Below are 22,430 nucleotides of genomic sequence, written 5' to 3' on the forward strand. Positions count from 1 at the left end.
TCAAGAACTCGCTATTTCTCCACGTCGACTCAACACCCGATCCACCAAACCATAGTCGAGTGCTTCCTGTGCATTCATAAAATTATCACGATCCGTATCCTTTTCCAAGTCCGACACCTGTTTTCCGGTGTGATGAGCCAAAATTTCGTTCAGACGATGGCGAAGGTACAGGATTTCCTTGGCCTGAATTTCAATGTCGGAAGCCTGACCCTGCGCTCCCCCGGAGGGTTGATGAATCATCACCCGGGAATTGGGCAAAGCATAACGTTTGCCCGGAGCCCCAGCCGCCAGAAGAAAAGCGCCCATGCTGGCTGCAATGCCCATACAGGTGGTGCTGACATCAGACTTGATGAACTGCATCGTGTCATAAATGGCCAACCCCGCAGAAACCGACCCACCGGGCGAATTGATGTACAGGTGAATATCCTTGTCCGGATTTTCAGACTCCAGGAACAACAACTGAGCCACGACAATGTTAGCCACCCCATCATTTACCGGGCCCACCAGAAAAATCACCCGTTCCTTCATAAGGCGGGAAAAAATATCGAAGGCCCGTTCGCCGCGCCCACTTTGTTCTACTACGGTGGGGACCAACCCCAGCCCTTGAATATCCATGTATTCCCCCATTTGATTGGTTATGACGGGTTTTCACCCGGGATTTCGGAGTTTGACTTCCCAGGGTTCAAAAAATTCCTCAACCTGCTTGAACCGAGCGTGTCATGTCTTCAAAAGAACGCACCACATCCTTGACCGAGACTTGTTCGCACACCCAACGCACCACCGCATCTTCCAGTGCCAGGTTTTCCACTTGCTGGCGCTGGGCCGGATTCTGGGTGTACCATTGCACCACTTCCTCGGGGCGTTCATAGGCCGAAGCCATTTCCTCGATGAGTTCTTGAACCTGTTGCGCACCGGCAGAAATTTCAGCCCGTTTGACCAATTCGGCTACAATCAGACCCAAAGTCACACGTCGCCGGGCGGAAGCCTCAAACAGGGTATCGGGCATTTCAGGCACCGGTCTTTTGGGGGCCTGCTCCTGCATTTCTTCCTGGGTATTCTGGCGCATGCGCTGAATTTCGTTGTATACCAACACCTGCGGAACGGGAATGGGGGCTACCTGAAGCAGGATTTCCATGACCTGTTCCTTGACCAACGTACCTATCTTCTGACGAACTTCCCGTTCAAGATTCAAACGTAATTCCTGACGCAACTCCGTCACGCCGCCTTCCGTGACCCCAACGGAACGCAAGAAATTCTCATCCAGTTCAGGGAGAACAGGGGCAGCCACTTCACGCACCTGCGTATGAAAGGAAACCGTTTTGCCGGCCAGTTCAGCAGAGGGGTAATCGGCAGGAAATACCAGAGGAAAGGTTTTCTCTTCCCCCGCGCTCATCCCCAGCAAGGCCTGTTCAAAATCCGCCAGAAAACGTCCGTTTCCCAGAATCAGTGGTACATTCTGCCCCTTGCCACCGGCAAATTCCACGCCCTCCAGAGTCCCGGTAAAATCGATTAAAACTCGATCTTCCTTCTGGGCAACCCGCTCCACGGCTTCATACCGAACCCGCTGGCGCCGCAAGACATCAAGGGTACGCTCGATGTCCTCTTCGCTCACCACAACAACCGGTTTCTCAATGGTATATCCGGTCCACTCCCCCACCACCACTTCGGGATAGACCTCAAAAACAGCCGAGAATTCGAAGGTATCGGCCTGTTCCGTTGGCATCGCCTCAAATCGGGCGGGGCCCGCCACCCTCAATTCCTGAGAACGGACCGCCTCACCAAAGCGGCCCTGAGCCATCTCGTTCAGCACTTCATCCTGAACCTGGACACCATACTGCTGGACCACCAGACGATAAGGCACCTTACCGGGACGAAACCCTTGCATACGCACCGTCCGTGCTAATTTTTTGAGACGCTGTTCTGCCAACGTGCGTACGATGGCCAGGGGTAATGCCAATTGCAAACGACGTTCGAGGGGATGTTCGTGCGGGTTGTCCATGGTTACCTTGCCTTAAAATATTGACCTGAACCGATCATTATACGAAAACCTTTCTCCCTTGACCACTCCCTATTCCCGTTCTCACGGCAACAGGCGAATCACGGTTCCATCCCGCCGTGCATCGGCGGCGCCCTGACGTTCATGGGTTTGTGGGCTTTCACCCACCCACTGCACCGAACCCAGAGGTATTTCGCTTACCGTCAGGTCATGCCCGCGGGCGCGCAACTGATCGATGACAGCCGGCGCAAGGGATTTTTCTACCAGCGTATGGCCCTGTGCATCCATGACCGCATAGCGTGGCAGGCGTAAGGCTGCTTCCGGGGTTAATACGTCATCCAGCAAATCCTGGGTCATTTCGAGCACGGTACTGATGATGCTCACGCCACCTGGGGATCCATAAGCCGCTACCCACTGATTGTCTTTGAAAACCAAGGTGGGGGCCATGCTGCTCCGGGGTCTGCGCTGCGGGCGCACATCGTTGGCTCCGGGGTCCCCGGCCCCGGCTTGGGGTTTCAAGTTAAAATCCGTCAATTCACTGTTCAGAAAAAATCCATACCCCGGAACAAGAATCCCGCTGCCCCAGGGAGCTTCCACGGTACTGGTCACGCTCACCACATTTCCCTCGTGATCCACCACAGTGAACTGGGTGGTATTCGTCCCCTCGGGCCAGGTACCCGGGAGCACCTCCTCCATCCGCTTGTTTCGTTCCAGACGCTGGGATTGCTGCGTCAGATAAAGCGGTGAGAGCAAATGTTCGAGAGGAATTGACGTGGCGGCGGGATCTCCCAGCCAGCGCGCCCGATCCGCCATAGCCAGGCGCAGCGCTTCGATGGTCAGATGTATTTCATCCGGATCTCCCGCCCCTAATCCTGGAAGCATTCCCAATTTGAAAGGGGCCAGAGTTTGCAACGCCTGCAATACAGCCACTCCCCCCGAAGAAGGGGGCGGCATGGTCACAATCCGGTACCCTCGATACGCCCCTTCCAAAGGCCTTCGCCATACCGGTTGATAATGCGCCAGATCCTCCAGGGACATGCGCCCCTGACCTGCCAGCCCTGCCCGCGTCCGACGCTGGGCAGTGACCATGGCACGGGCGATTTCCCCTTCATAAAACACTTTGGGGCCCACCCGTGCAATGAGGCGCAGGGCATGAGCCAGTTCCGGTTGAACCCAGCGTTGACCCAGGGTAAGCACCTGCCCTTGGGTATCCTGGGTCAAGGTACGGGCTTCTGGTTGCAGCGCAGCCCGGGAACTTTGCAGGGAATGGGCCAAATAGGGGGTAATGATGATGCCTTTCTGGGCATAGTCAATGGCAGGCTGCAAAGATTGGGCAAGAGTCAGATGCCCCCACCGATGGCGTAGCGCTTCCACACCCGCCAGAGTTCCGGGCACCCCCACTGCGATGCCGCTGGTGGATGCCTCAAGATAACCCAGGTGCGCAAATTGATCCGGCGTATCAGCCCGTGGCGCAACCTCACGGGCATCCAGAGCGTAAACTTGATGGGTGGCTGCCCGATAAACCAAAAAAAACGCCCCACCACCAATTCCTGAGGATTGGGGTTCCACCACATTCAAGGCAAACTGGATGGCCGCCGCGGCATCCACGGCATCCCCGCCACGTTCCAGGGCCCAGGCACCCGCCTCGGCAGCCAAGGGTTGAGAGGCAGCAATGACCGCTTCCCCGGCAGCCCAAATGTTTTGCGCGACAAACATTCCCAGCATCCCCAGCCCCAACCATTTTCTGAGGAGTGGCCAACCCGGTTTCATGAGGACGAGATATCTTTGGTGGTCTCTGCCGGGACTCCCCGCCGGGAATGGCGTTTTTGCCATTGACGGGTGGCCCACAGGACATAGCCGGAAACGGCGTAGATCAGGAAAAACCCCCAGAGGACGCGGGACTGGTCCAGACTCAATACGACAAACAGCAACAAAATCAGCAAAGCGGCCCAAAAGGGAACACTGCGGCGCAAATTGAGATCCTTGAAACTGTAAAAACGAATATTGGAAACCATGGACAACCCGGCGAACAAGGTGATCACCCAGGCTACCCAGGCCACCTGGGACCCTTCCAACTGGTAGTCGGAGTGCAATACCCACACCATACCCGCCAGCAAAGCTGCCGCCGAAGGGCTGGGAAGGCCGGTAAACCAGCGTTTGTCTGCCACCCCCAGTTGGGTATTGAAACGGGCCAGCCGTAGAGCAGCCCCGGCACAGTAGACAAAAGCCGCCAGCCAGCCCAATTTACCCATACCGCGCAACGCCCAGTCGTACATGACCAGAGAAGGGGCGGCACCGAAGGAGACCATATCCGAAAGACTGTCGTATTCCGCTCCAAAAGCGCTCTGCGTATGAGTGAGGCGAGCCACTCGTCCATCCAGGCCATCCAGGACCATGGCGATGAAAATGGCCTGGGCAGCCAATTCAAAATGTCCGTTCATCCCCTGAACAATGGCAAAAAAACCGGAAAACAGCGAGGCCGTGGTAAACAGGTTGGGGAGCAGGTAAATTCCCCGACGCTGGTGAGTTGCGCCAGGCCCCGTCACCCCGGAGGGCTCTTCGGGCGGAGGGACATTCATGACGGCTTGTCCTCTGGGTCCGGCCATTCTGCCATGATCGTGGTCGTGGCCTTGACCACATCCCCCAGGGCAACCCGGATGTGAACCTCGGGGGGGAGATAGACATCGACCCGCGAACCAAACCGAATGAATCCATACCGTTCTCCAGCACTCACTTCAGTGCCGGGGCTGACATAGCACAGGATACGGCGAGCGATCAGGCCCGCCACCTGTACGCAGGTCAAGGCACCGTAGGGCGTATCCAGAATCACGGCATTGCGCTCATTGGCCTCGGAAGCCTTATCCAGATCCGCGTTCACGAATAGTCCCGGACGATACTCGATCTGACGCACTTTGCCATGGACCGGACTGCGGTTGGAATGCACATTGAATACATTCATGAACACACTGACCTTGACCGCAGGGCATTGCAACCAGGGATCCAATACAGGCACGATGGCTACGATACGTCCGTCAGCGGGGGCCAGAATCAACCGTTCTCCCACCGGTACCCCACGGGGGGGATCACGAAAAAACTGCAAGACGAAGAGGGTCAGGACCCAGAATGGGAGGGCCCATAAAAACCCCAGTCCCCATTCCACACTCAGGGACACCAAGGCGATCCCCGCGAGGTACGGCCACCCCTCGCGGGCAATCAAAGGATGCGGGTAGTTGGGATTCAAGTTAGTTCTTGCTTTGATCGACCAACTTGTTCTTGCGAATCCACGGCATCATTTCACGCAGTTTGGCGCCCACTTTTTCAATGGGATGCTCTTCTCCGAGACGACGCATGGCGTGCATGGAAGCAGCTCCGGCGCGATTTTCCAGAATAAATTCCTTGGCAAACTGACCGTTCTGGATTTCCTTCAGAATACGTCTCATTTCGGCTCGGGTTTCCTCCGTGATGATGCGCGGCCCCCGGGTCAAATCCCCATATTCTGCAGTATTCGAGATGGAATACCGCATGTTGGAAATCCCGCCTTCATACATCAGGTCAACGATCAACTTGAGTTCATGCAGACATTCAAAATACGCCATTTCAGGGGCATAACCCGCTTCCACCAGCGTATCGAAGCCGGCCTGCACCAGCGCCGTTGCGCCACCACACAATACGGCCTGTTCGCCGAAAAGATCGGTTTCGGTTTCTTCCCGGAAAGAGGTTTCAATCACCCCGGCACGACCGCCCCCATTGGCAGAGGCATAGGACAGAGCCAGATCACGGGCACGTCCGCTGGCATTCTGGTGCACGGCGATCAGACTGGGCACACCCCCGCCCTGCATATAGGTGGAACGCACCAAATGACCGGGGCCCTTGGGTGCGATCATGACGACGTCCACATCGGCACGGGGCATGATCTGACCGAAATGGATATTGAAGCCATGGGCAAAGGCCAAGGCAGCTCCCGCCTTCAGGTTGGGCGCAATGGCGTCACGATAGACTTCCGGTTGGCTTTCATCGGGCAACAGAATCATGACCAGGTCTGCTCCAGCCACGGCCTCTGCCACTTCCTTGACCTTCAGACCCGCAGTTTCCGCCTTCTTCCAGGAGGCCCCGCCAGCGCGCAACCCCACGGTCACATCCACCCCGGACTCCTTGAGATTGTTGGCATGGGCATGTCCCTGGGAACCGTAACCGATAATGGTCACTTTGCTCTTCTGGATTAGAGAAAGATCGGCATCCTTGTCGTAATACACATTCATGGCAAATTCTCCTGTATAAAATTGTCAAATTCAAACCCGCATGATCCAGTCCCCACGCCCGATCCCGGAGGCTCCGGTGCGCACGGTTTCCAGAATCATGAGGGGATCTAGGGCTTCGAGAAAGGCATCCAGTTTATCACGGGGCCCCGTCAACTCAATGGTATAAGTTTGGTCGGTCACATCAACGATACGTCCGCGAAAAATATCAGCTGTGCGTTTGATCTCCTCGCGCGCGCCAGCTTCGGCCCGCATCTTGACCAGCATGAGTTCCCGTTCGATGTGGCGTCCCTCATTCAGATCAAAGACCTTGACCACATCCACCAACTTGTTGAGTTGCTTTGTGATTTGTTCCATCACTTCAGCCGAACCATTGGTCACGATGGTCATTCGTGAAAGAGTGGGATCTTCGGTGGGGGCCACCGTCAGAGATTCGATGTTATAGCCGCGCGCGGAAAACAATCCAGCCACCCGAGACAGGGCACCGGCTTCGTTTTCCAGGAGAAGTGAGAGGATATGGCGCATGGAGGAACCTTTCAGCGGTTACAGGTCTTCGGCACCCAGCAGCATCTCGGTGAGACCCTGCCCGGCTTTGACCATGGGAAAAACATTTTCGGTGGGATCGGTCATGAAATCAAGAAACACCACCCGGTCTTTGAGCGCAAAGGCTTCACGAAGAGCCCCTTCCACGTCGGCAGGGTTCTCGATGCGAATACCCACATGCCCGTAACTTTCAGCCAATTTCACAAAGTCCGGCAAGGCATCCATGTAGGACTCGGAATAACGATTGCCGTGTAAAATTTGTTGCCATTGTCGTACCATGCCCAGGTAACGATTATTCAAATTGATGATTTTAACGGGCAAATGGTACTGCTTGCAGGTGGATAATTCCTGAATACACATCTGGATGCTGGCTTCCCCGGTAATGCAGGCCACCACCTGATCCGGAAAGGCCAGTTGGGCGCCCATGGCTGCAGGCAAGCCAAAACCCATGGTTCCCAACCCCCCGGAATTGAGCCAGCGGCGAGGCTTGTCGAACTTGTAGTACTGGGCCGCCCACATCTGATGCTGCCCCACGTCCGAAGTGATGATGGCATCCCCCTGAGTCACCTGATACAGGGTTTCCACCACGAACTGGGGTTTGATGAGCGTATCACTGCGCTCATAATGCATACAATCCCGTGCACGCCATTCTCCAATCTGATGCCACCATTGTTTCAGGGCGACGGGATCGAGACGTTGCGGAGTCTCTGCCACCCGTTTCAGCATCTCCTGCAGAACTTCCCGCACATCGCCCACAATGGGGACATCCACCCGCACCCGCTTGGAAATGGAAGAAGGATCGATATCGATATGAATGATGCGTCGCCCCTCCACGAAGAAGTGGCGGGTATTTCCGATAACCCGGTCGTCAAAGCGGGCCCCCACGGCCAGCAACACATCGCAATGATGCATGGCCAGATTGGCTTCATAGGTCCCGTGCATGCCCAGCATGCCCACGAACTGGGGATCGGTGGCCGGATAAGACCCCAGACCCATCAAGGTATTGGTACAGGGCACCCCCAATTCGCGCACCAATTGAGTCAAAAACTCACTGGCTTCCCCCAACACCACGCCCCCGCCCGCATATACCATGGGACGGCGGGCCTCGAGCAACATCTGGACGGCCTGACGAATCAACCCCGGATGCCCCTTGACCCCCGGATTATAGGAACGCATCTCGACCTGTGCCGGATACAGGAACTCGGTCACCTGTTGCGAAACATCCTTGGGAATATCCACCAGGACGGGCCCCGGACGTCCCGTGGTTGCCACGTAGAAGGCTTTCTTCATGGTTTCTGCCAGGTCCTCGACCCGCTTCACCAGAAAGTTATGTTTCACGCAGGGACGTGTAATTCCCACCGTATCCACTTCCTGGAAGGCATCCAGACCGATGGCTGCCGTGGGGACCTGACCCGAAATGACCACCATGGGAATGGAATCCATGTACGCCGTGGCGATGCCCGTCACCGCATTGGTTACCCCGGGTCCACTGGTGACCAGCGCCACCCCCGGCCGACCCGTGGCCCGGGCATAGGCGTCCGCGGCATGCAACGCCGCCTGCTCATGCCGTACTAAAATGTGCTTGACCTTGTCTTGCTGAAACAAGGCATCGTAGATAAATAATACGGCTCCGCCGGGATATCCGAAAATATACTCGACGCCCTCTTCCTCCAGACAACGGATGGTGATTTCTGCCCCACTAAGTTGCATGACCTGTTCACTCAAAACCGAAACCTTGTAGGTTAGCGAGATCTTACGCTCCGGTCAAGTAGAAGCTCATCAAAGAAACCGCGGCAATTACTGAACCATTTGGTTTAGATCCATGATGGGCATCAGAATAGCCAGCACAATCAGGCCCACCAACCCCCCCATGACCAGAATCAGGGCGGGTTCCAGCAACGTCGTCAGCAGCATCAGGCGACGTTCCAATTGCTGTCCCTCGTGACGGGCAGCCTGGGTCAGCAGATCATCCAGGCGTCCCGTCCGTTCTCCCGCCTGAATCAGTTGCATCAGCGTGCGCGGAAAGAGCATGCTCACCTCCAGGGCGCGGGCCAGTCCACTGCCTTCCCGAACCCGTTCCAGAGCCTCCAGCAGCGCCTGGCGCAGGGCTCGGTTATGAACAGCCTGGGCCGCGCCCTGCAAGGCAGACAACAAAGGGACGCCCCCCCCCACCAGAATCGCCAGGGTGCTGGCCAGACGCTCGGTATCGTAACTCAACACCAGTCGTCCCACCAGAGGCCAACCCAGGACATGTCGATCCCAACGCAGGCGCAGTGCGGGTTTCCGCCACAAATGCACTCCTCCCCACGCCAGTACGCCCATGCCCGCCAACCCCCAAATTCCCCAGTGACGAATCCCCTCCGACAAAAAAATCAAGACCCGCGTCAAAATAGGCAGGGTTTGATGATTGCTGGCAAAGACCCCCACCACTTGCGGCACCACGGAACCCATCAGAAACAGAACGATGGCCGTGGCCACCCCCATCAGGACGATGGGATAAGCCAGAGCACCCAGCACCTTGCCGCTCAGATGATCCTGCGCTGCCGCATAATCGGCCAAACGCTCGAGCACCCAGGCCAAACGTCCGCTTTTTTCTCCCGCCGCCACCAGCGCCGGGTACAGACTGGGGAAATCCCGGGGGAATTGTCCCAGCGCCTGCGCCAGAGGGCTCCCCGCCACCACTTCAGCGCGAACTTTCAGGAGCCTGTGGCGCACCCCTTCCCGGTCGGCCTCGGCAGCCACCCCGGCCAGCGCCTCGTCCAGAGGTACTCCTCCACCCAGCAATACCGCCAGTTGGCGCAGGATCAATACACGCTCTCGTCCAGAAAAACGGCGTTGTGTCCAGTGTCCCAGTCCTGTTCCTGCCACCATCGATTCCACACGCACACGGATCGGGCTCAACCCGCGACTGCGCAACATCGTCCGGGCCTGGCGGGGAGAATCGGCCTCGAGGGTACCCTGCTCCTTTTGCCCCGAATCATCCAGGGCTTCAAACCGGTAGTGGGTCATGAATCACCGGTACCGGTCACGCGCCACAATTCTTCGGCCGTCGTCTGCCCCCCTTCCACCCAGCGCTGTCCATCCATCTGTAATGTACGCATGCCGGAAGCAAGGGCCTGGAGGCGCATTTCAGATTCCGGACACTGCTGATGAATGAGGGTCTGCAGAGTGGGGGTGATTTCCAGCAATTCGTAAATGCCCATGCGTCCCCGGAACCCGCTCTGGCCGCAGACCTCACATCCGCTTCCACCACAGGCGCTGCAGCAACGCCGGACCAGGCGCTGGGCCAGCACCCCCAACAGGGAACTGGATAACAGATAGGGCTCCACTCCCATGTCAACGAGGCGGGCCAGGGCGCTGACCGCATCATTGGTATGCAAGGTCGCCAGCACCAGGTGCCCCGTCAAACTGGCCTGCACCGCGATCTGAGCGGTTTCCGCATCGCGAATCTCGCCGATCATGATGACATCGGGGTCCTGACGGAGCAACGCACGCAGGGCGCGCGCAAAGGTCAGGTCGATGCGCGGATTAATCGGCGTCTGACCGATTCCGTCGATGTGGTACTCGATGGGATCTTCCACCGTCAGAATATTGGTAGTCTGGCGATCGAGGCGCAGCAAGGCAGCATAGAGCGTCGTGCTTTTTCCACTCCCGGTGGGCCCGGTGACCAGCACGATACCGTGGGGACGATGAACCAGTTGATCGAAGGATACCAGGGTATCCTGAGCCATTCCGAGACGCGCCAGATCCAGTCGCTCCAGGTCCTTTTCCAGAAGACGCAAAACCGCCCGTTCCCCATACCCCGTAGGAAGTGTCGAAACCCGTACATCCACAGCCCTGCCCGCCACCTTGAGCGCGATTCGGCCATCCTGGGGCAGACGTTTTTCGGCAATGTCCAGTTGGGCCATGATCTTGAGCCGGGAAATGAGCGCTGCATGAAGCGCCCGCTTGAGTTGCACCACCTCGCGCAGAGTTCCATCCACCCGGAAACGCACCACGCACTCCCTTTCTGCGGCTTCGATATGGATGTCCGAGGCGCCTTCCCGTGCCGCTTGGGACAACAATGCATTGAGCATCCGAATGATGGGCGCATCATCCTGTGTATCGAGCAAATCCTCCACTTCGGGCAAGTCCTGCATGAGACGCGACAGGTCGGCTTCCTCCTCCACCTCACCCACCACCTGAGCCGCTTCGCCTTGCTGCGCCCGATAAGCCTCGCTCAAGGCATTCTTCCATTCCGGCGTGGTCAGGGTATGACAAACCAATGCCCCATACCGACGACCCACCTCCAACACTCCCGTCGGCTGGGTTCCTGCATGAACCCAGATCTCGGTAACCCCCGCCTGCTGGGCCACGACCAACACGCCCTGCGCACGGGCAAAAGCGAAGGGCAGCAAACGGGCCGCCAGTGGGGTCAGAACGGAAGGTTCCAACATGCTCAGGGTGTCCCTGCCCCGGCAGGGACTGCATTGGAATCCCCACCCGGCAAAGGAGTAGCCGTGGGGAGAGGCGAAGCATGGAGCGGATCCACAAAGGGGGCCCCCGACCCCTGAGCCGGCGTCAAAGGAGTCAAGGATTCATTGGAAAGAATGCGGACATTACGTGGTGCTCCATCCCTCATTTCCTGCGTCCAGCCATACCGGTCATTGGTCAGGGCATCACTTTGTTCTGCCGTGCGAATGACGTAGGGGCGCAGGAACAGCATGAGGTTATCCTTGATACGGGCTTTGGATTCGTAGCGAAAAAGCACACCAAGGTAGGGAATCTCTGCCAGCCACGGGGTTTTTTCCATGGAATCCGAATAATTGTCCGACAGCAACCCCCCCAAAACGATCAATTGCCCATCGTGAACCAGGACACTGGAATCCACCGAACGTTTGGTATAACTCGGACCGTTGATGTTGTTGAGGGTGGTGGCATCGAGCGCCGAGGATTCTTCATAGATTTGCATCTTGACCAACCCTCCCTCGGAAATCTGGGGTCGAATCCGCAGAATCAACCCAATATCCTTTCGATCCACCGTGGTGAAGGGATTGACGGTACCCGTAATGCCCGTCTGGGCATAGGAACCCGTCACGAAGGGGACATTCTCGGCAATGATGATCTGTGCCGTTTCGTTGTCCAGAGTCAGCAGATTCGGCGTGGACAGGACATTCACGCCACTGATGAGACTCACCGCCCGGACGAGGGCGGCCATCCCCATCACCCCATTGAAACTATGCAGAACCGCCAGATTGGTGCCTGCCGCCGGAGTCACCAGAGGCGGCGTGGCACCGGCCCCCAGATTGAGCAGACTGCTGGTTTGAGACCCCAGAGTGACGATATTCGCTCCAGGATTGCCGGCATTGAAGTTGGTTCCTGCAAATCCCTGGGTGGACCCACCCCCCAGCAATCCCTGCAATTGGGTCCCAAATTCTTCGGTCTTGTTACTGGATACCTCGACGATCATGGATTCCACATAAATTTGTGGGCGACGGGCATCCAACCGATCGATCACCTCCCGCAGATTGCGATACACCCGTTCGTTGGCTGTGATGATCAACGAATTGGTGGCCACATCGGCCTGGATCATGCCTGCCGGCAAAGATCCTCCCGCCCCCCCCGCACCCGCCGTGGTGGCACCTCCACCTGCCCCGCCTACCCCGCCCCCTCCACTCGCCCCACTCCCGGCTCCCGCGCCAAATCCCGTGGCTCCCGAAGAAGAGGAAGGAGAACCCGAGCCCGAGGAGGATGCCGAAGTTCCGGAACCCCCACCCGTGTTGCCCGTCGCATTCCCAGCGAAGGGACTCCCCAGCGCAGAAAAGGCAGTCTCGCCCGCTGGCGTCGTCAAGCCTGTTCCATCGGCGGTCACGATGCCACGCAAGGTTTTGGCCAATTGAATCGCTTCCGCATTACGCAACGGAACGACCCAGATGTTGCCCGGCTGCGCTGTGGGCGCGTCCAGTTTGTCGATCAAGGAATGCAATTGCTGAAGTCGGGTCAGCGTGGGCGCCCTCAGGATAAGACTGTTGGTACGCGGTTCCGCCAGAGCGAGGGCTTTCAGATTAGGATCTCCCCCGCCAGAATCGGTCACATGATTCACCAGACTGGCCAGATCGATGGCCAGTGCATGATGCAAGGGAATGACCTCGGCCTCTCCCACCTGCGGCACATCGAGGGAATCGATCAACTTGGCGATACGCCCCAGATTTTCAGCATAGTCCGTCACCACCAGCGTATTATTGGCCGGATAGGCGGTGATGGGGTTATTCGGCGCAATCAGGGGACGCAGCACCGGCAGCAGATTGTTGGCCGATTCATAACGCAGATGAAAAACCCGCGTCACCACCTGACTGCCCCCGGCGACGGAAGTTGAACGCCGACCCAGGCCATCGACATCTTCGGAAACTGCTCCGCCCAGCATCTTGGCGTCAGCTTCAGGAACCACGCGGTACAATCCGTCACTTTTAACCAGAGAAAACCCCTGCATGCGCAAACTGGCCCCCAACAAATCGAGGGCCTCCGGTCCCGTCACCGGCTTGTCGCTGGCCAGACTGAGCGTTCCCTTGACGCGCGGATCCACCAGAATGTTCACCCCCACCGCTTCCCCCACGGCCTTGATCACGCCTTCCAGGTCCGCATTGATAAAATTCAGGGTCATCAGACCGGGTTGGGCCAGGGGGGCGGCGCTGCTCTCCGCAGCCTGGAGCGAAGCCATCTGCGGCCACATCAAAGCCCAGCAAAAAGTGTAAAGAAAAAGTTTTTTCATCGCATTGATCCCTGCTGCAGGCTCATGGTGCATAGTCCAATCTCACTCCTTCTCCCTCCGGCTTGCCCAGGATACTCAATAAACCGGCCAGCACGAATCGTTGTTCGGGATCGGCACTGGCCTGACCCGTAAAATGAAATTTCCCGGACCCTTGCTCCCCTTCCCCACGCAATTGTAACGGACCCTGACGGGTGGTCAGGGTTAAATGGGTTCCTAATCGACTCACCACGGCACGCACTTCATAACTCCCCAAGGGGGTAACCGGAGACAGGCGGGAGGTTAGCGACTCCAAAAGACATTCCCCTGTCCATGGATGGGTCAATTCTCCGCCTTGCCACTGCGCCGCCCCCCACTGCACATGGACCATTCCTCCCGGATGCAGGGTGGTGAAAGGCATCCCCAGCCCTTCCAGCAGTTGAGCCGGAAAATACCCCTGCCCCGGCTGCAGATCCCAAACACCGCCATGCCAGCGTCCCTGAACCAGCACACCGGCCCGCTCCGTGGCATTGGTCAGTATCCAGCCCAGCCCCGTCCATTGCGGATTGATTCTCCACTCGATCCGTCCCGGCCAGTCTCCCTCGGTCTGATCGTTCACCAGGGCCAACTCTGCCGACCCATGCCACAAGGTCCCGACTTCATTGGTCAGACGCACCCTTCCCCCCGACTCTGCATGGACCCAGGGCGATAGTGCTGTGGCAGGCCATTGCCACAGCCCCACGCCCAACAGCACCAATAGCCCCAAGCCCAGAAGCGCACCGCGCCGCGTCCGTTTCATTCGCCCGATTCCAGGATCAGATGCGCCGTCAATCCCTGGCCCGGGACCCGTTGCACATCGGCCTCTACCACCCTCACTCGCACCGTCGAAGCCACCCTGTCCAGCCAATGGGCAAGTACCGAAAAATCCGCACCCGCCCAGATCATTTCCACGCCCTTGTCCCGTGCTGTGAATTGCACCAATCCGGCATTCAAAAGCTGTCCTTGGCGCTGCAACACGTCGAGCAAGGCTTGGGGGTGTAGCACCTGGGGGGGTTGGACAGGTGCGCTCAGCCCTTGCAAACGTTCCAGGTCATGACGCATTCCCGGCAGTTCCTGTTCCAGTCGAGTTACGCCCTCCCAACCCCGGGTCCACAGGAATTGCAGAAGGGCCAGCAGCAATAGACCCGCCAGCCCCCCCAGAAGTTGACGTTCCCTTGGCTGGCGAGCCCCCCAGCCTTGCTCCAGGCGGACCCGCAGGGTATCGAGATATTCCCGCAGAGCAATCATGGCTGCACCTCTTCGAGAACCCAGACACCCTTCCCCTCGCTCTGCCAGCGCAAATGCTGATGGCTCGCTGCCTCGCTCAACCCTGCAGCCATCGTCACCCCCACCGGGAAATGCACTTCCAGACGATGGGGACGATAAACCAACCCCAATGGCACCAAACCCGGTTGCTGCGCCAGCAAGGTCACCAGTTGCCCGGTGAGGTGCGGAAATTCACCCTGCAATCCCTCCTGTGTGGAAGACTGGGAACGTTGTACCCAAGCATGGGCCCATTCAGCAACAGCGCCATGAGCGGAATCGGTTAAACCCCGTTGCGCCAGAATCCGCTTTTCCTCCCCCACCAGATCATGGGCAGACCAGGCCAGCCTGCCCCATTCAAGATACAAACCCACAAACGCCACCAGAACCGCCGTCCCCACCGCAGTCAAGGCCCTCTTCCAGGCGGGTCCCCAGCGCGCCAAACCCCGTGCGGCCCATTCAAACTGACATAAATCAAGGAGTGAAGGGGCCGAGGTTGGCTGTACCAAGCGCTCCATGAGCGTCATCGGCGACAAATCCAGCCCTTCTTCCCACGGCAGCACCCCCATCTCCTCCCGTCGTCCGCGTATGCCGCCTCCTTCCCCAGTAGCATCTCGCCACCAGCGCAGACTTCCTTCTTCCGCAGGGTCCAGAACGGGGAAAACCCACTCCCCCCGGCACCCGATGGGCGCCCAATCATGACTGGAAGACAGGATCAGTCTCCCCCTTCTGCCGGAAAATGCCCCATGAATGAAATTCATCCAGGCCCGCTCCATCACCGCCACGACCCGCCTGCCCTGGGCATCCGGGGCTGGCGCAAGGGCGCAGTGACACTCCTCCAGCGGCCACAACACCTGGGGTTCCAGCAGATTGGGGAGGGCTTCACGCCAACGTGTCTGAGGAATCCCGGCCAGCAGGGACTCCGTCACAAAAAGACGGGTGACTGCCGCTGCGGGCAAAATCCATTCATGACGGTGGGCCTCTGGCAACTCGTGGGGCAGTGCGCGCCCTGAGCGCAAGATCTGACCCTCCCCCCCCAGCAGATAAAACGGCAAGGGAACCCAGCGCCATTCAGCGGAGGGTAGATTCAGAGGTTTGTGGGGCAGCACCACCCGACAGATCGTCACACTCATCCGCCCCCCGTCAAATCCATACCGGGGGTCCAGCCCCTATGCCATTCCAATACTTGAGTCATCTGTCCGACCCCCTGATGGCGGGCCACCAGAGCCTGACGTCGTTGCACTGCGCCGGGGCGACGCAACTCCTCCACCACCCAGAAATAGTCCGAACTGACACCCAACTGGCTGGACGGAAAGGATCCCAAGTTGGGCAACAGGGTATTCACCCGCCGTTGCAGATCGGCCGTATCGCTAAAAACCTGCTGCTGACGGCCCTGCAGCAAGCCGGTCAAGGTTCCGGGATCCACGCCCAACACGGCACCCAGCACACTGGCCGAGGCCGTGTTGGCATTCACCTGGGTAGGGTGAGGCAAGATGACAAGACAGGATTCCAGGCGAGCCAGTGTAGCCGCATCGGCATCGGGAAACCAGGTGCGTACCTCACTCACGATACCCAGCGGCAAGGGAGCGCCCGTACTCTGATCGGTGATCTGTCGGGCAGGAAAAGGGTCTGGAGTAGAGGTGGGTCCGGAGGGAGGAAGCGCCGTAGAGCGACTGGCCAGGATCTGGGCAGCAATCGCGGGGGCAACGGCGGGGTCCAGTCCCAAAGACTGCAACAACCGCTGAAAAACGGCCACGCCATCGGGATCGATGGCCGTGGCTCCGACCCAGCCCTGATCAGCGCCCAAGTTTGCGACCTTAACCAGGGACATCAGGTTGAAACGGCTCTGGGCATCGAGAATGCGTCCAGACAGACGAATACCCGAAGCCCCACCCCCTCCCGTCACACTTTCCAAGGGAATGTCCGTGATGGGCACGGCCCATACCTCGCCCAGATGGTCCACCGCCCCCGTGTGCAACAAATCTTCGCGCAAGATGAGCCGAGCCCAGTCCAGTGCTCCCACGCCCATCTGCTCCGCTTCATCGCGCACCCGCTGGTTTTCGAGCAATTTCACTCGCCTCTGTTCGTCCTGCATCATGCCACTGGCCAGCACAGCCACCAGAATGGCCAACAGCAAGGCCATCAACAGTGCTGCGCCCCGTTCCTGTTCCATCAATCCTGCCCGGTCAAACAAACTTGACGCAAGGGGGCCGCCGTTCCCCCCAAAAAAATCTCCAAAGCCAGACCGCGCACCCGCACGGACTGCACGTTCAAAGCCGGGTCCTGCGTAGCATCCACCCAGCCTTGCCCCCCCAGCCAGGCCTGATCCTGCAGGTCCACTCCCCCCGCCACGACCAGGGTACTCGCCTGCCCTCCCGAATTCTGCGGTAACTCGCCCTGCAGTACCGCCTGCCATACGCCATTCAATTCCCCGCGCGTCGTGAGGGCGGGAGATATCGCCCGCCGCACCACTCCCCCCGCCAAAGCGTAACTGACCACCCGCACTGCCCCGTCCTCATGCACCACCCAGGCCATCTGCCGGGTTCCCAGATGAACCGGCACTCCCAGAACCCACTGGTCAGGAGGAAGCAACGCATGACAATCCCTTTGCCACTGGTTGAACAGTGCCTGTGTGTCCTCCAACGCCAATCCCCGCTCATGCAGGACAGACTGGGTGCGCGTCATCGACTCCAACACGCGCCACGACATGAGCGCCATGATCGACATCAGAAGGGCGACGATCATCACTTCCACCAAGGTGAATCCACGCATCCTATAATACCTGAGCCGGACTGAGGGGCACCACAGTACTGACCCGCGCCAGAACGCTTCCCCCCCCTTCCAGAAACACAGTCACTTCCACCAGACGAAAGGAGGGATTGGGGGTTTCCTGTACATTTTCGTGGCAAGTCAGCACAAAACGCCCCTGGGGACAGGCAAAGTCAGTTCCCCCAAGGGGGGGCCATTGCCGGCTCAAACGCAACTCGTTCAAGGCATTGGTTGCACTCCACTGCGCCGCCAGACGTTCCGGCACCGCCTCCCCGAGCCGGGTCACCCCCCCCAAAGCGCGCATTCCCGCTGCCAGGGCCACAGCCAACACAAACAGAGCCACCAGCACCTCGATCAGGGTGAAGCCCCGCTCAGGAGTCCCAGTTGCCGATATCGGCATCATTGCCTTCCCCTCCCGGCTGCCCATCAGCGCCCAGACTCCAGACATCGATCTCGCCGTGCTGGCCGGGATTGGCATAATGATAGGGATGCCCCCAGGGATCCTTGGGCAAGGAATCCAGGGTTTGCATCCAATTGCCGGGCACCGGTTCCTGCGCGGGTTGTTTGACCAATGCCATCAACCCCTGTTCGGTCGTGGGATAACGCCCTACATCCAGACGGTACAATTTCAGGGCCTGCACAAGGCTGGCAACATCCTGACGGGCTGCCAACTTGCGCGCCTGATCCGGCCGGTTCATGACCCGGGGTACGATCATCCCGGCCAGAATGGCAATGATGACCATCACCACCATGATTTCGATCAAGGTGAAACCCCGCTCCCGAAGACCTCGGGATTTCACCCCTCCCTTTTCTTCACGAAGTACTATTGTCCCCATCTTCACCGTATTCCACCTCGTCCTTGGCATGCATAAAGGAAGATCGGACCATACATCCAATATGCCAATCCCGCAAGTCTGCTGGCAGGTCAAAGACGGGGCCCAGGTCTTGGCATCATAAAAACTTTCAGGTAAGGTGCACGGATGAGGAAAATGAACTTCGATCGTTCCCATCAGTTACTGCCGCTGGGCGTAGAGGTGGTCGGGTGGCTGATCGTCGTGGCCCTGACCGGCTATTGGGGAATGCAACTGGCCCGTCCCCTGCCTCACCTGGCTCCCCGCTCCGGAGCGTTGACCCCCGTGCCCGAGGAACGCCGCTGGGAAACGGTATTTTCTGCGCCGGTGGCACAGATTCCTGTGCAGGTACGGGGAATCATCACCTCTGCCGGCGGGGGGGTGGCGTTGCTGGCCCCGGAAGGAACTCCCATCCGCGCCTGGGAGGTGGGACAGGAAGTACTGCCCGGCGTCTATCTGGTGCGAGTAGACCGGCACAGCGTCACCTTGGCCCGGGGGGGGCAGGAAGAAACGTTATCCTTGCCCGTTCCATCGCTCCCCAAAGGGACTGCGCTTGCTCCGCCTCGCCTACCTTGACCGGGGACGGGGCCTGGCCATCGTCATGATGGTGCTTTTTCATGGCTGCTATGACGCCACCTACTTCGGCTATGCCCATTTCGATATGCTGGGGTCATTTTTCTGGACCACGTGGCGCACCCTGATCGTCACGCTTTTCGTGTTCCTTTCCGGGATCAGTCTGGCCCTCAGCGCCCACCATCCGGCCCAGCGGCAACGCCGCCGTCTCTTTCAACTGGGGGTGGGGGCCCTGCTGGTCAGTGGGGTGACCTATGCAATGTTCGGCGCGCGCTGGATCTATTTCGGCGTTCTGCACTTCTACTGGCTTGCCACCGTCATCAGTCGTCCCCTGCTGGGGTTGCGCGCAAAATTGCTGCCTCTGGGGCTGTTGGCGTTGGTGGTGGGGCAATGGGGAATGACGGCCATGGACCCACGTTGGCTCAACTGGATCGGACTCGCTGCCCATAAACCCTCCACCGAGGATTATGCTCCTCTCCTGCCCTGGATCGGAGTCCTGTGGTTGGGTATGTGGACCGGAATCCAGCCCTGGTCTTCCCGTCCGCAAAGCAATCCCGCTTCATGCTCGGTGCCCGACCGGGGCGTTCAATGGATGGGGCGCCATGGTCTGATTCTCTATCTTGTCCATCAACCCATACTTTTCACAGTATTTGAACTAACCCGGTGGATTTATCCTGTTCGCTAACTCCGGATCACTCCGCCCGCCCACTCTCTGGCGAAAACCGTCCCGCTCGGCGACTGTTCAGCCACCCGATAAAAGCCAAAAAGGCGAGGCCTGAACCGATCAGAAAAATCCCCCCTACCTCTGACCGATGAAAAGATTCCCCCGTCATCCAGCGGGAGGACAGAATCGCCACCACAGGCGTACCCAGTACCGACAAACTGGCCTCCCAGGCAGGAACCCGGTCCAGTATGTAGAGCCATAACCACCAGCACAGTGCCGTACTGCCCAAGGCCATGAAGGCCAGAATGCCACCATAGGTCCAGGTCCAGTGCATCGCCCGCTCCGGAATCAGAAGTGCTGCACACACCAGAGGGATGGCCCCCAATGCCATTTGCCAGGCCGTCAGGTTGAGCAGATCCAGCACGTGTCGCTGACGTAATCGTTTCACCAAAAGGGTACCGATGGCCCAACACAGGGCAGCCATCAGCCCCAGACATTTGCTGATCAAACTGGTATGCATTTCCCAGGGCTCGATGATGAAGATCAATCCCGCCAGCGTCAGTCCCGCAGCGATCCACTGTGCTCCCTTCACCGACTCACGCAACACCAATCCCGAGAGCAGCAAAGTCCAAATGGGCATGGTAAAGATCAATACCGCCGTTTTCCCGGGGCCCCCGGTCACCAGCGCCCAGGTTTGAAAAAGCATGAAACCGGAAACCTGAACGAGACCGATGACCAGAGTTTCCTTGGGGAATTGCCAACGCCAGGAACGTCCCGTCAGAGGAAGCAGCGCAAGCAAGGCCAGCCCCCCCAAAACAGAACGTTGCGCCGCAAAATGAAGCGGCCCGGCAAAACCCAACCCTTCCTTGGCTGCTACCCAACTATAACCCCAGGTAAGGGACAGCACCACCAGGCCCAACAGCGGACCCCAACCACGAGAATACTTCAAATACAATCTCCTATGCACCCACCAGAGAACAGATCATCCCTTGGCGCATTCATCCCGCATCTGCTGGCTCAAGGTTGTCAGAAATTGCAGGGCCTGTTGGGTTTCCCGTTGCGTCATGAGGTTCCATAGCCCCCCCAATCCTCCCCCAGGCGGGGCCTGTTTGGCTGTGCTGGCAACCTCCAGAGCATTGAGCAAACCCACCACCCGGTCCAGTTTGTCGAGCAACGCAGGCAGACTCTGGAGGATTCGTTCCAGAGCGCCAGTGGCTTCCAGACGTTCCAGCATCTGCAGCAACCGTCCACCGCCGCCGCGATTGAAACGGTCGAGCATGGACAACCCCTCCCCCACCGTTTCCGCCAGCCGTCCCACCATTTCATCGCTCAGGGCATCCTGAAACGACTGGTAGACACGGGCCAACTGAAAAATTCTGTCCAGATCCCCGTTATCCACCATTTCGGCAAGAACCGGAAGAGCCTGGGGGAGACCGGAGCGCTGGACCCGATCCACCAGATCCATCCCCTCACTGCAAAACCCCGCGAGACGACTGACCATTTCGTCGCTCAGAGCGTCCCGGGCCGCAGTCACCAGATGTTCTGCTTCTGCGGACGAACAATCGGTTGATTCCTTGAGTTCTGTCATCATCATCCCCTCTGCTCAAAGCAAACCACGGGCGGAAACCCAGTAGAGTTTGTTGTAGGCCATCTTGAACCAGTGCACCGCTTTGGTAGGGGGCTGGGGTGAAGGAGGGGTCTGGTAGTTGAACATGGCATAAGTCGCCCGATCCTTGCCCGTTTCGATGAAACAGAAGACCTTGCCGTCATATTCCCGTACCGGCGCCCCCAGTTTGATCAGGGCTGCGATATTCTCCCCCAGTGTATCCGCCTGAAAGTGGGCCGTGGAACCGGACTTGCTGATGGGAATATTGGTGGTATCCCCCAACACGAAAACATTCTCCCGGCCTTCCATGTTGAGTTTGCCCCGGTGGGTAGGGATCCAGCCATTTTTCCCCAGATTGTTCCTTTCCAGAACTTCCATTCCACGATGGGCGGGAATGGTGATCAGCAAATCGTAAGGGACTTCAGTCCCTTCCTCGCTATGCACCACTTTTTTCTCGCCATCCACTTCCTTCATGTTGAAAAAAGTTTCGTAAGTGATGCCCAGCCGGTCCATTTCTGGCGCGGCCCACTTAGCCACGTTTTCAAGGGTGTGTACGCGATTGATGGGGTAAGTGTAATGCAGTTGAACCTTGTCGAGGAGACCCCGGTCCTTGAAGTAATCGTGCAGCATGAAGGTGATTTCCAGGGGCGCCATGGGACACTTGTGGGGAACGCCCACGGCAATCACCACTTTTCCACCTTCAAAGGACTGCAAGCGCTTGAACATCTTGAGCGCCGAGGCTTCCGTGTAAAAGGTTTCTGCATACTCGGCCAGCCCCGGAATTTCTTCCGGATACATGCGCGAACCGGTGGCGATCACCAGAATGTCGTAGGCATGGATTCGCCCACTGCGGGTTTTGACCTGTTGATCATCCAGATGAAACTCTTCCACCGGATCCACATGAAAATGGATACTCGATTCCAGCAAACCGGCCTGATCCCGGTATAACTCATCGGGGGTCATGCGTCCCACGGCCAGATACAACAAACCCGGCTGATACATGTGCTTGTCCGAAGCCGACAGCATCGTGATCTGCGCCTTGCCCTCCTTCAATTCCGGAACCAAACGACGGGCCAGATTATTGGCCAGGATCGTCCCACCCATTCCGCCACCGACAATCAAAATCTTCATGCGTCCTCCCGCCTA

23 protein-coding genes are annotated in these 22,430 nt (G+C 58.4%); 2 read left to right on the forward strand and 21 right to left on the reverse strand.

Features of this window, described 5'->3' with window-relative positions; genetic code table 11:
• From clpP to gspG, 18 genes are all read right to left on the reverse strand, one after another.
• The gene (gene clpP / locus HO274_RS03880; RefSeq protein WP_197456393.1) at positions 1-615 is read right to left on the reverse strand and encodes an ATP-dependent Clp endopeptidase proteolytic subunit ClpP; all 615 of its coding nucleotides are present in this window, start codon (positions 613-615) and stop codon (positions 1-3) included.
• A gap of 79 nt (positions 616-694) precedes the next feature.
• A complete protein-coding gene (tig, locus tag HO274_RS03885) occupies positions 695-1,999 on the reverse strand; it encodes a trigger factor (RefSeq protein WP_062187986.1) in 1,305 nt (434 codons plus the stop codon).
• Positions 2,000-2,080: 81 nt separating this feature from the next.
• Positions 2,081-3,766, reverse strand: coding sequence for a gamma-glutamyltransferase (gene ggt, locus HO274_RS03890; RefSeq protein WP_062187989.1), 1,686 nt, complete (start codon positions 3,764-3,766; stop codon positions 2,081-2,083).
• Positions 3,763-4,575 (reverse strand): CDP-diacylglycerol--serine O-phosphatidyltransferase, encoded by an 813-nt coding sequence (pssA, locus tag HO274_RS03895; protein ID WP_051862120.1) that lies wholly within the window; start codon positions 4,573-4,575, stop codon positions 3,763-3,765. The genes ggt and pssA overlap by 4 nt, the downstream gene beginning before the upstream one ends.
• Positions 4,572-5,237, reverse strand: coding sequence for a phosphatidylserine decarboxylase (locus HO274_RS03900; RefSeq protein ID WP_031596592.1), 666 nt, complete (start codon positions 5,235-5,237; stop codon positions 4,572-4,574). The genes pssA and HO274_RS03900 overlap by 4 nt, the downstream gene beginning before the upstream one ends.
• Before the next feature lies 1 nt (position 5,238).
• Positions 5,239-6,255: a ketol-acid reductoisomerase gene (ilvC, locus tag HO274_RS03905; protein ID WP_273121614.1), complete on the reverse strand. Its 1,017-nt coding sequence runs from the start codon at positions 6,253-6,255 to the stop codon at positions 5,239-5,241.
• Between the two features lie 30 nt (positions 6,256-6,285).
• Positions 6,286-6,777, reverse strand: coding sequence for an acetolactate synthase small subunit (gene ilvN, locus HO274_RS03910; protein ID WP_031596595.1), 492 nt, complete (start codon positions 6,775-6,777; stop codon positions 6,286-6,288).
• Between the two features lie 18 nt (positions 6,778-6,795).
• Positions 6,796-8,520, reverse strand: a complete 1,725-nt coding sequence (locus HO274_RS03915; RefSeq protein ID WP_264753746.1) for an acetolactate synthase 3 catalytic subunit — start codon at positions 8,518-8,520, stop codon at positions 6,796-6,798.
• A gap of 72 nt (positions 8,521-8,592) precedes the next feature.
• Positions 8,593-9,804: a type II secretion system inner membrane protein GspF gene (gspF, locus tag HO274_RS03920; protein WP_031596597.1), complete on the reverse strand. Its 1,212-nt coding sequence runs from the start codon at positions 9,802-9,804 to the stop codon at positions 8,593-8,595.
• Positions 9,801-11,231 (reverse strand): GspE/PulE family protein, encoded by a 1,431-nt coding sequence (locus tag HO274_RS03925; protein ID WP_273121618.1) that lies wholly within the window; start codon positions 11,229-11,231, stop codon positions 9,801-9,803. Before HO274_RS03925 ends, gspF begins: the two co-directional genes overlap by 4 nt.
• Before the next feature lie 2 nt (positions 11,232-11,233).
• Entirely contained in the window at positions 11,234-13,576 is a 2,343-nt protein-coding gene (gene gspD, locus HO274_RS03930) for a type II secretion system secretin GspD (RefSeq protein ID WP_273121619.1), read from the reverse strand.
• Positions 13,566-14,318 carry a type II secretion system protein N gene (gene gspN / locus HO274_RS03935; protein ID WP_062187889.1) on the reverse strand — a complete coding sequence of 251 codons (753 nt, stop codon included), beginning with the start codon at positions 14,316-14,318 and terminating at the stop codon, positions 13,566-13,568. Before gspN ends, gspD begins: the two co-directional genes overlap by 11 nt.
• Complete coding sequence (gspM, locus tag HO274_RS03940; protein ID WP_273121622.1) at positions 14,315-14,806, reverse strand: type II secretion system protein GspM; 492 nt, start codon at positions 14,804-14,806, stop codon at positions 14,315-14,317. Before gspM ends, gspN begins: the two co-directional genes overlap by 4 nt.
• Positions 14,803-15,954 (reverse strand): type II secretion system protein GspL, encoded by a 1,152-nt coding sequence (gene gspL / locus HO274_RS03945; RefSeq protein WP_273121625.1) that lies wholly within the window; start codon positions 15,952-15,954, stop codon positions 14,803-14,805. The genes gspM and gspL overlap by 4 nt, the downstream gene beginning before the upstream one ends.
• Positions 15,951-16,994: a type II secretion system minor pseudopilin GspK gene (gspK, locus tag HO274_RS03950; RefSeq protein WP_273121627.1), complete on the reverse strand. Its 1,044-nt coding sequence runs from the start codon at positions 16,992-16,994 to the stop codon at positions 15,951-15,953. The genes gspL and gspK overlap by 4 nt, the downstream gene beginning before the upstream one ends.
• Positions 16,994-17,593 (reverse strand): PulJ/GspJ family protein, encoded by a 600-nt coding sequence (locus HO274_RS03955; protein ID WP_273121628.1) that lies wholly within the window; start codon positions 17,591-17,593, stop codon positions 16,994-16,996. The genes gspK and HO274_RS03955 overlap by 1 nt, the downstream gene beginning before the upstream one ends.
• 1 nt (position 17,594) lies before the next feature.
• Positions 17,595-17,993: a type II secretion system minor pseudopilin GspI gene (gene gspI / locus HO274_RS03960; RefSeq protein ID WP_031597706.1), complete on the reverse strand. Its 399-nt coding sequence runs from the start codon at positions 17,991-17,993 to the stop codon at positions 17,595-17,597.
• Complete coding sequence (gene gspG, locus HO274_RS03965) at positions 17,962-18,426, reverse strand: type II secretion system major pseudopilin GspG (RefSeq protein ID WP_273121630.1); 465 nt, start codon at positions 18,424-18,426, stop codon at positions 17,962-17,964. Before gspG ends, gspI begins: the two co-directional genes overlap by 32 nt.
• Positions 18,427-18,579: 153 nt before the next feature.
• Between gspG and HO274_RS03970 the strand changes: the two genes are divergently transcribed.
• Positions 18,580-19,017, forward strand: coding sequence for a type II secretion system protein N (locus HO274_RS03970; RefSeq protein WP_273121631.1), 438 nt, complete (start codon positions 18,580-18,582; stop codon positions 19,015-19,017).
• Positions 18,995-19,699, forward strand: coding sequence for a heparan-alpha-glucosaminide N-acetyltransferase (locus tag HO274_RS03975; RefSeq protein WP_273121633.1), 705 nt, complete (start codon positions 18,995-18,997; stop codon positions 19,697-19,699). The genes HO274_RS03970 and HO274_RS03975 overlap by 23 nt, the downstream gene beginning before the upstream one ends.
• A gap of 7 nt (positions 19,700-19,706) precedes the next feature.
• On the opposite strand, the gene HO274_RS03980 is transcribed toward HO274_RS03975, so the two are convergent.
• From HO274_RS03980 to HO274_RS03990, 3 genes are read right to left on the reverse strand one after another with little or no spacing between them, the layout of a single operon-like run.
• Positions 19,707-20,627, reverse strand: coding sequence for a DMT family transporter (locus tag HO274_RS03980; RefSeq protein ID WP_273121635.1), 921 nt, complete (start codon positions 20,625-20,627; stop codon positions 19,707-19,709).
• Positions 20,628-20,660: 33 nt separating this feature from the next.
• The gene (locus HO274_RS03985) at positions 20,661-21,272 is read right to left on the reverse strand and encodes a hypothetical protein (RefSeq protein ID WP_273121637.1); all 612 of its coding nucleotides are present in this window, start codon (positions 21,270-21,272) and stop codon (positions 20,661-20,663) included.
• A gap of 9 nt (positions 21,273-21,281) precedes the next feature.
• Positions 21,282-22,415: an NAD(P)/FAD-dependent oxidoreductase gene (locus tag HO274_RS03990; RefSeq protein WP_273121639.1), complete on the reverse strand. Its 1,134-nt coding sequence runs from the start codon at positions 22,413-22,415 to the stop codon at positions 21,282-21,284.
• Positions 22,416-22,430: the final 15 nt, after the last annotated feature.

The organism is Ferrovum myxofaciens, from assembly GCF_013181415.1.
GTDB lineage: Bacteria > Pseudomonadota > Gammaproteobacteria > Burkholderiales > Ferrovaceae > Ferrovum > Ferrovum myxofaciens.

Coding starts and splice junctions, on each gene's coding strand:
- clpP (WP_197456393.1), bottom strand. CDS start 615: ATGGATATTCAAGGGCTGGGGTTGGTCCCCACCGTAGTAGAACAAAGT.
- tig (WP_062187986.1), bottom strand. CDS start 1,999: ATGGACAACCCGCACGAACATCCCCTCGAACGTCGTTTGCAATTGGCA.
- ggt (WP_062187989.1), bottom strand. CDS start 3,766: ATGAAACCGGGTTGGCCACTCCTCAGAAAATGGTTGGGGCTGGGGATG.
- pssA (WP_051862120.1), bottom strand. CDS start 4,575: ATGAATGTCCCTCCGCCCGAAGAGCCCTCCGGGGTGACGGGGCCTGGC.
- ilvC (WP_273121614.1), bottom strand. CDS start 6,255: ATGAATGTGTATTACGACAAGGATGCCGATCTTTCTCTAATCCAGAAG.
- ilvN (WP_031596595.1), bottom strand. CDS start 6,777: ATGCGCCATATCCTCTCACTTCTCCTGGAAAACGAAGCCGGTGCCCTG.
- gspF (WP_031596597.1), bottom strand. CDS start 9,804: ATGACCCACTACCGGTTTGAAGCCCTGGATGATTCGGGGCAAAAGGAG.
- HO274_RS03925 (WP_273121618.1), bottom strand. CDS start 11,231: ATGTTGGAACCTTCCGTTCTGACCCCACTGGCGGCCCGTTTGCTGCCC.
- gspD (WP_273121619.1), bottom strand. CDS start 13,576: ATGCACCATGAGCCTGCAGCAGGGATCAATGCGATGAAAAAACTTTTT.
- gspN (WP_062187889.1), bottom strand. CDS start 14,318: ATGAAACGGACGCGGCGCGGTGCGCTTCTGGGCTTGGGGCTATTGGTG.
- gspM (WP_273121622.1), bottom strand. CDS start 14,806: ATGATTGCTCTGCGGGAATATCTCGATACCCTGCGGGTCCGCCTGGAG.
- gspL (WP_273121625.1), bottom strand. CDS start 15,954: ATGAGTGTGACGATCTGTCGGGTGGTGCTGCCCCACAAACCTCTGAAT.
- gspK (WP_273121627.1), bottom strand. CDS start 16,994: ATGGAACAGGAACGGGGCGCAGCACTGTTGATGGCCTTGCTGTTGGCC.
- HO274_RS03955 (WP_273121628.1), bottom strand. CDS start 17,593: ATGCGTGGATTCACCTTGGTGGAAGTGATGATCGTCGCCCTTCTGATG.
- gspI (WP_031597706.1), bottom strand. CDS start 17,993: ATGATGCCGATATCGGCAACTGGGACTCCTGAGCGGGGCTTCACCCTG.
- gspG (WP_273121630.1), bottom strand. CDS start 18,426: ATGGGGACAATAGTACTTCGTGAAGAAAAGGGAGGGGTGAAATCCCGA.
- HO274_RS03970 (WP_273121631.1), top strand. CDS start 18,580: ATGAACTTCGATCGTTCCCATCAGTTACTGCCGCTGGGCGTAGAGGTG.
- HO274_RS03985 (WP_273121637.1), bottom strand. CDS start 21,272: ATGATGATGACAGAACTCAAGGAATCAACCGATTGTTCGTCCGCAGAA.
- HO274_RS03990 (WP_273121639.1), bottom strand. CDS start 22,415: ATGAAGATTTTGATTGTCGGTGGCGGAATGGGTGGGACGATCCTGGCC.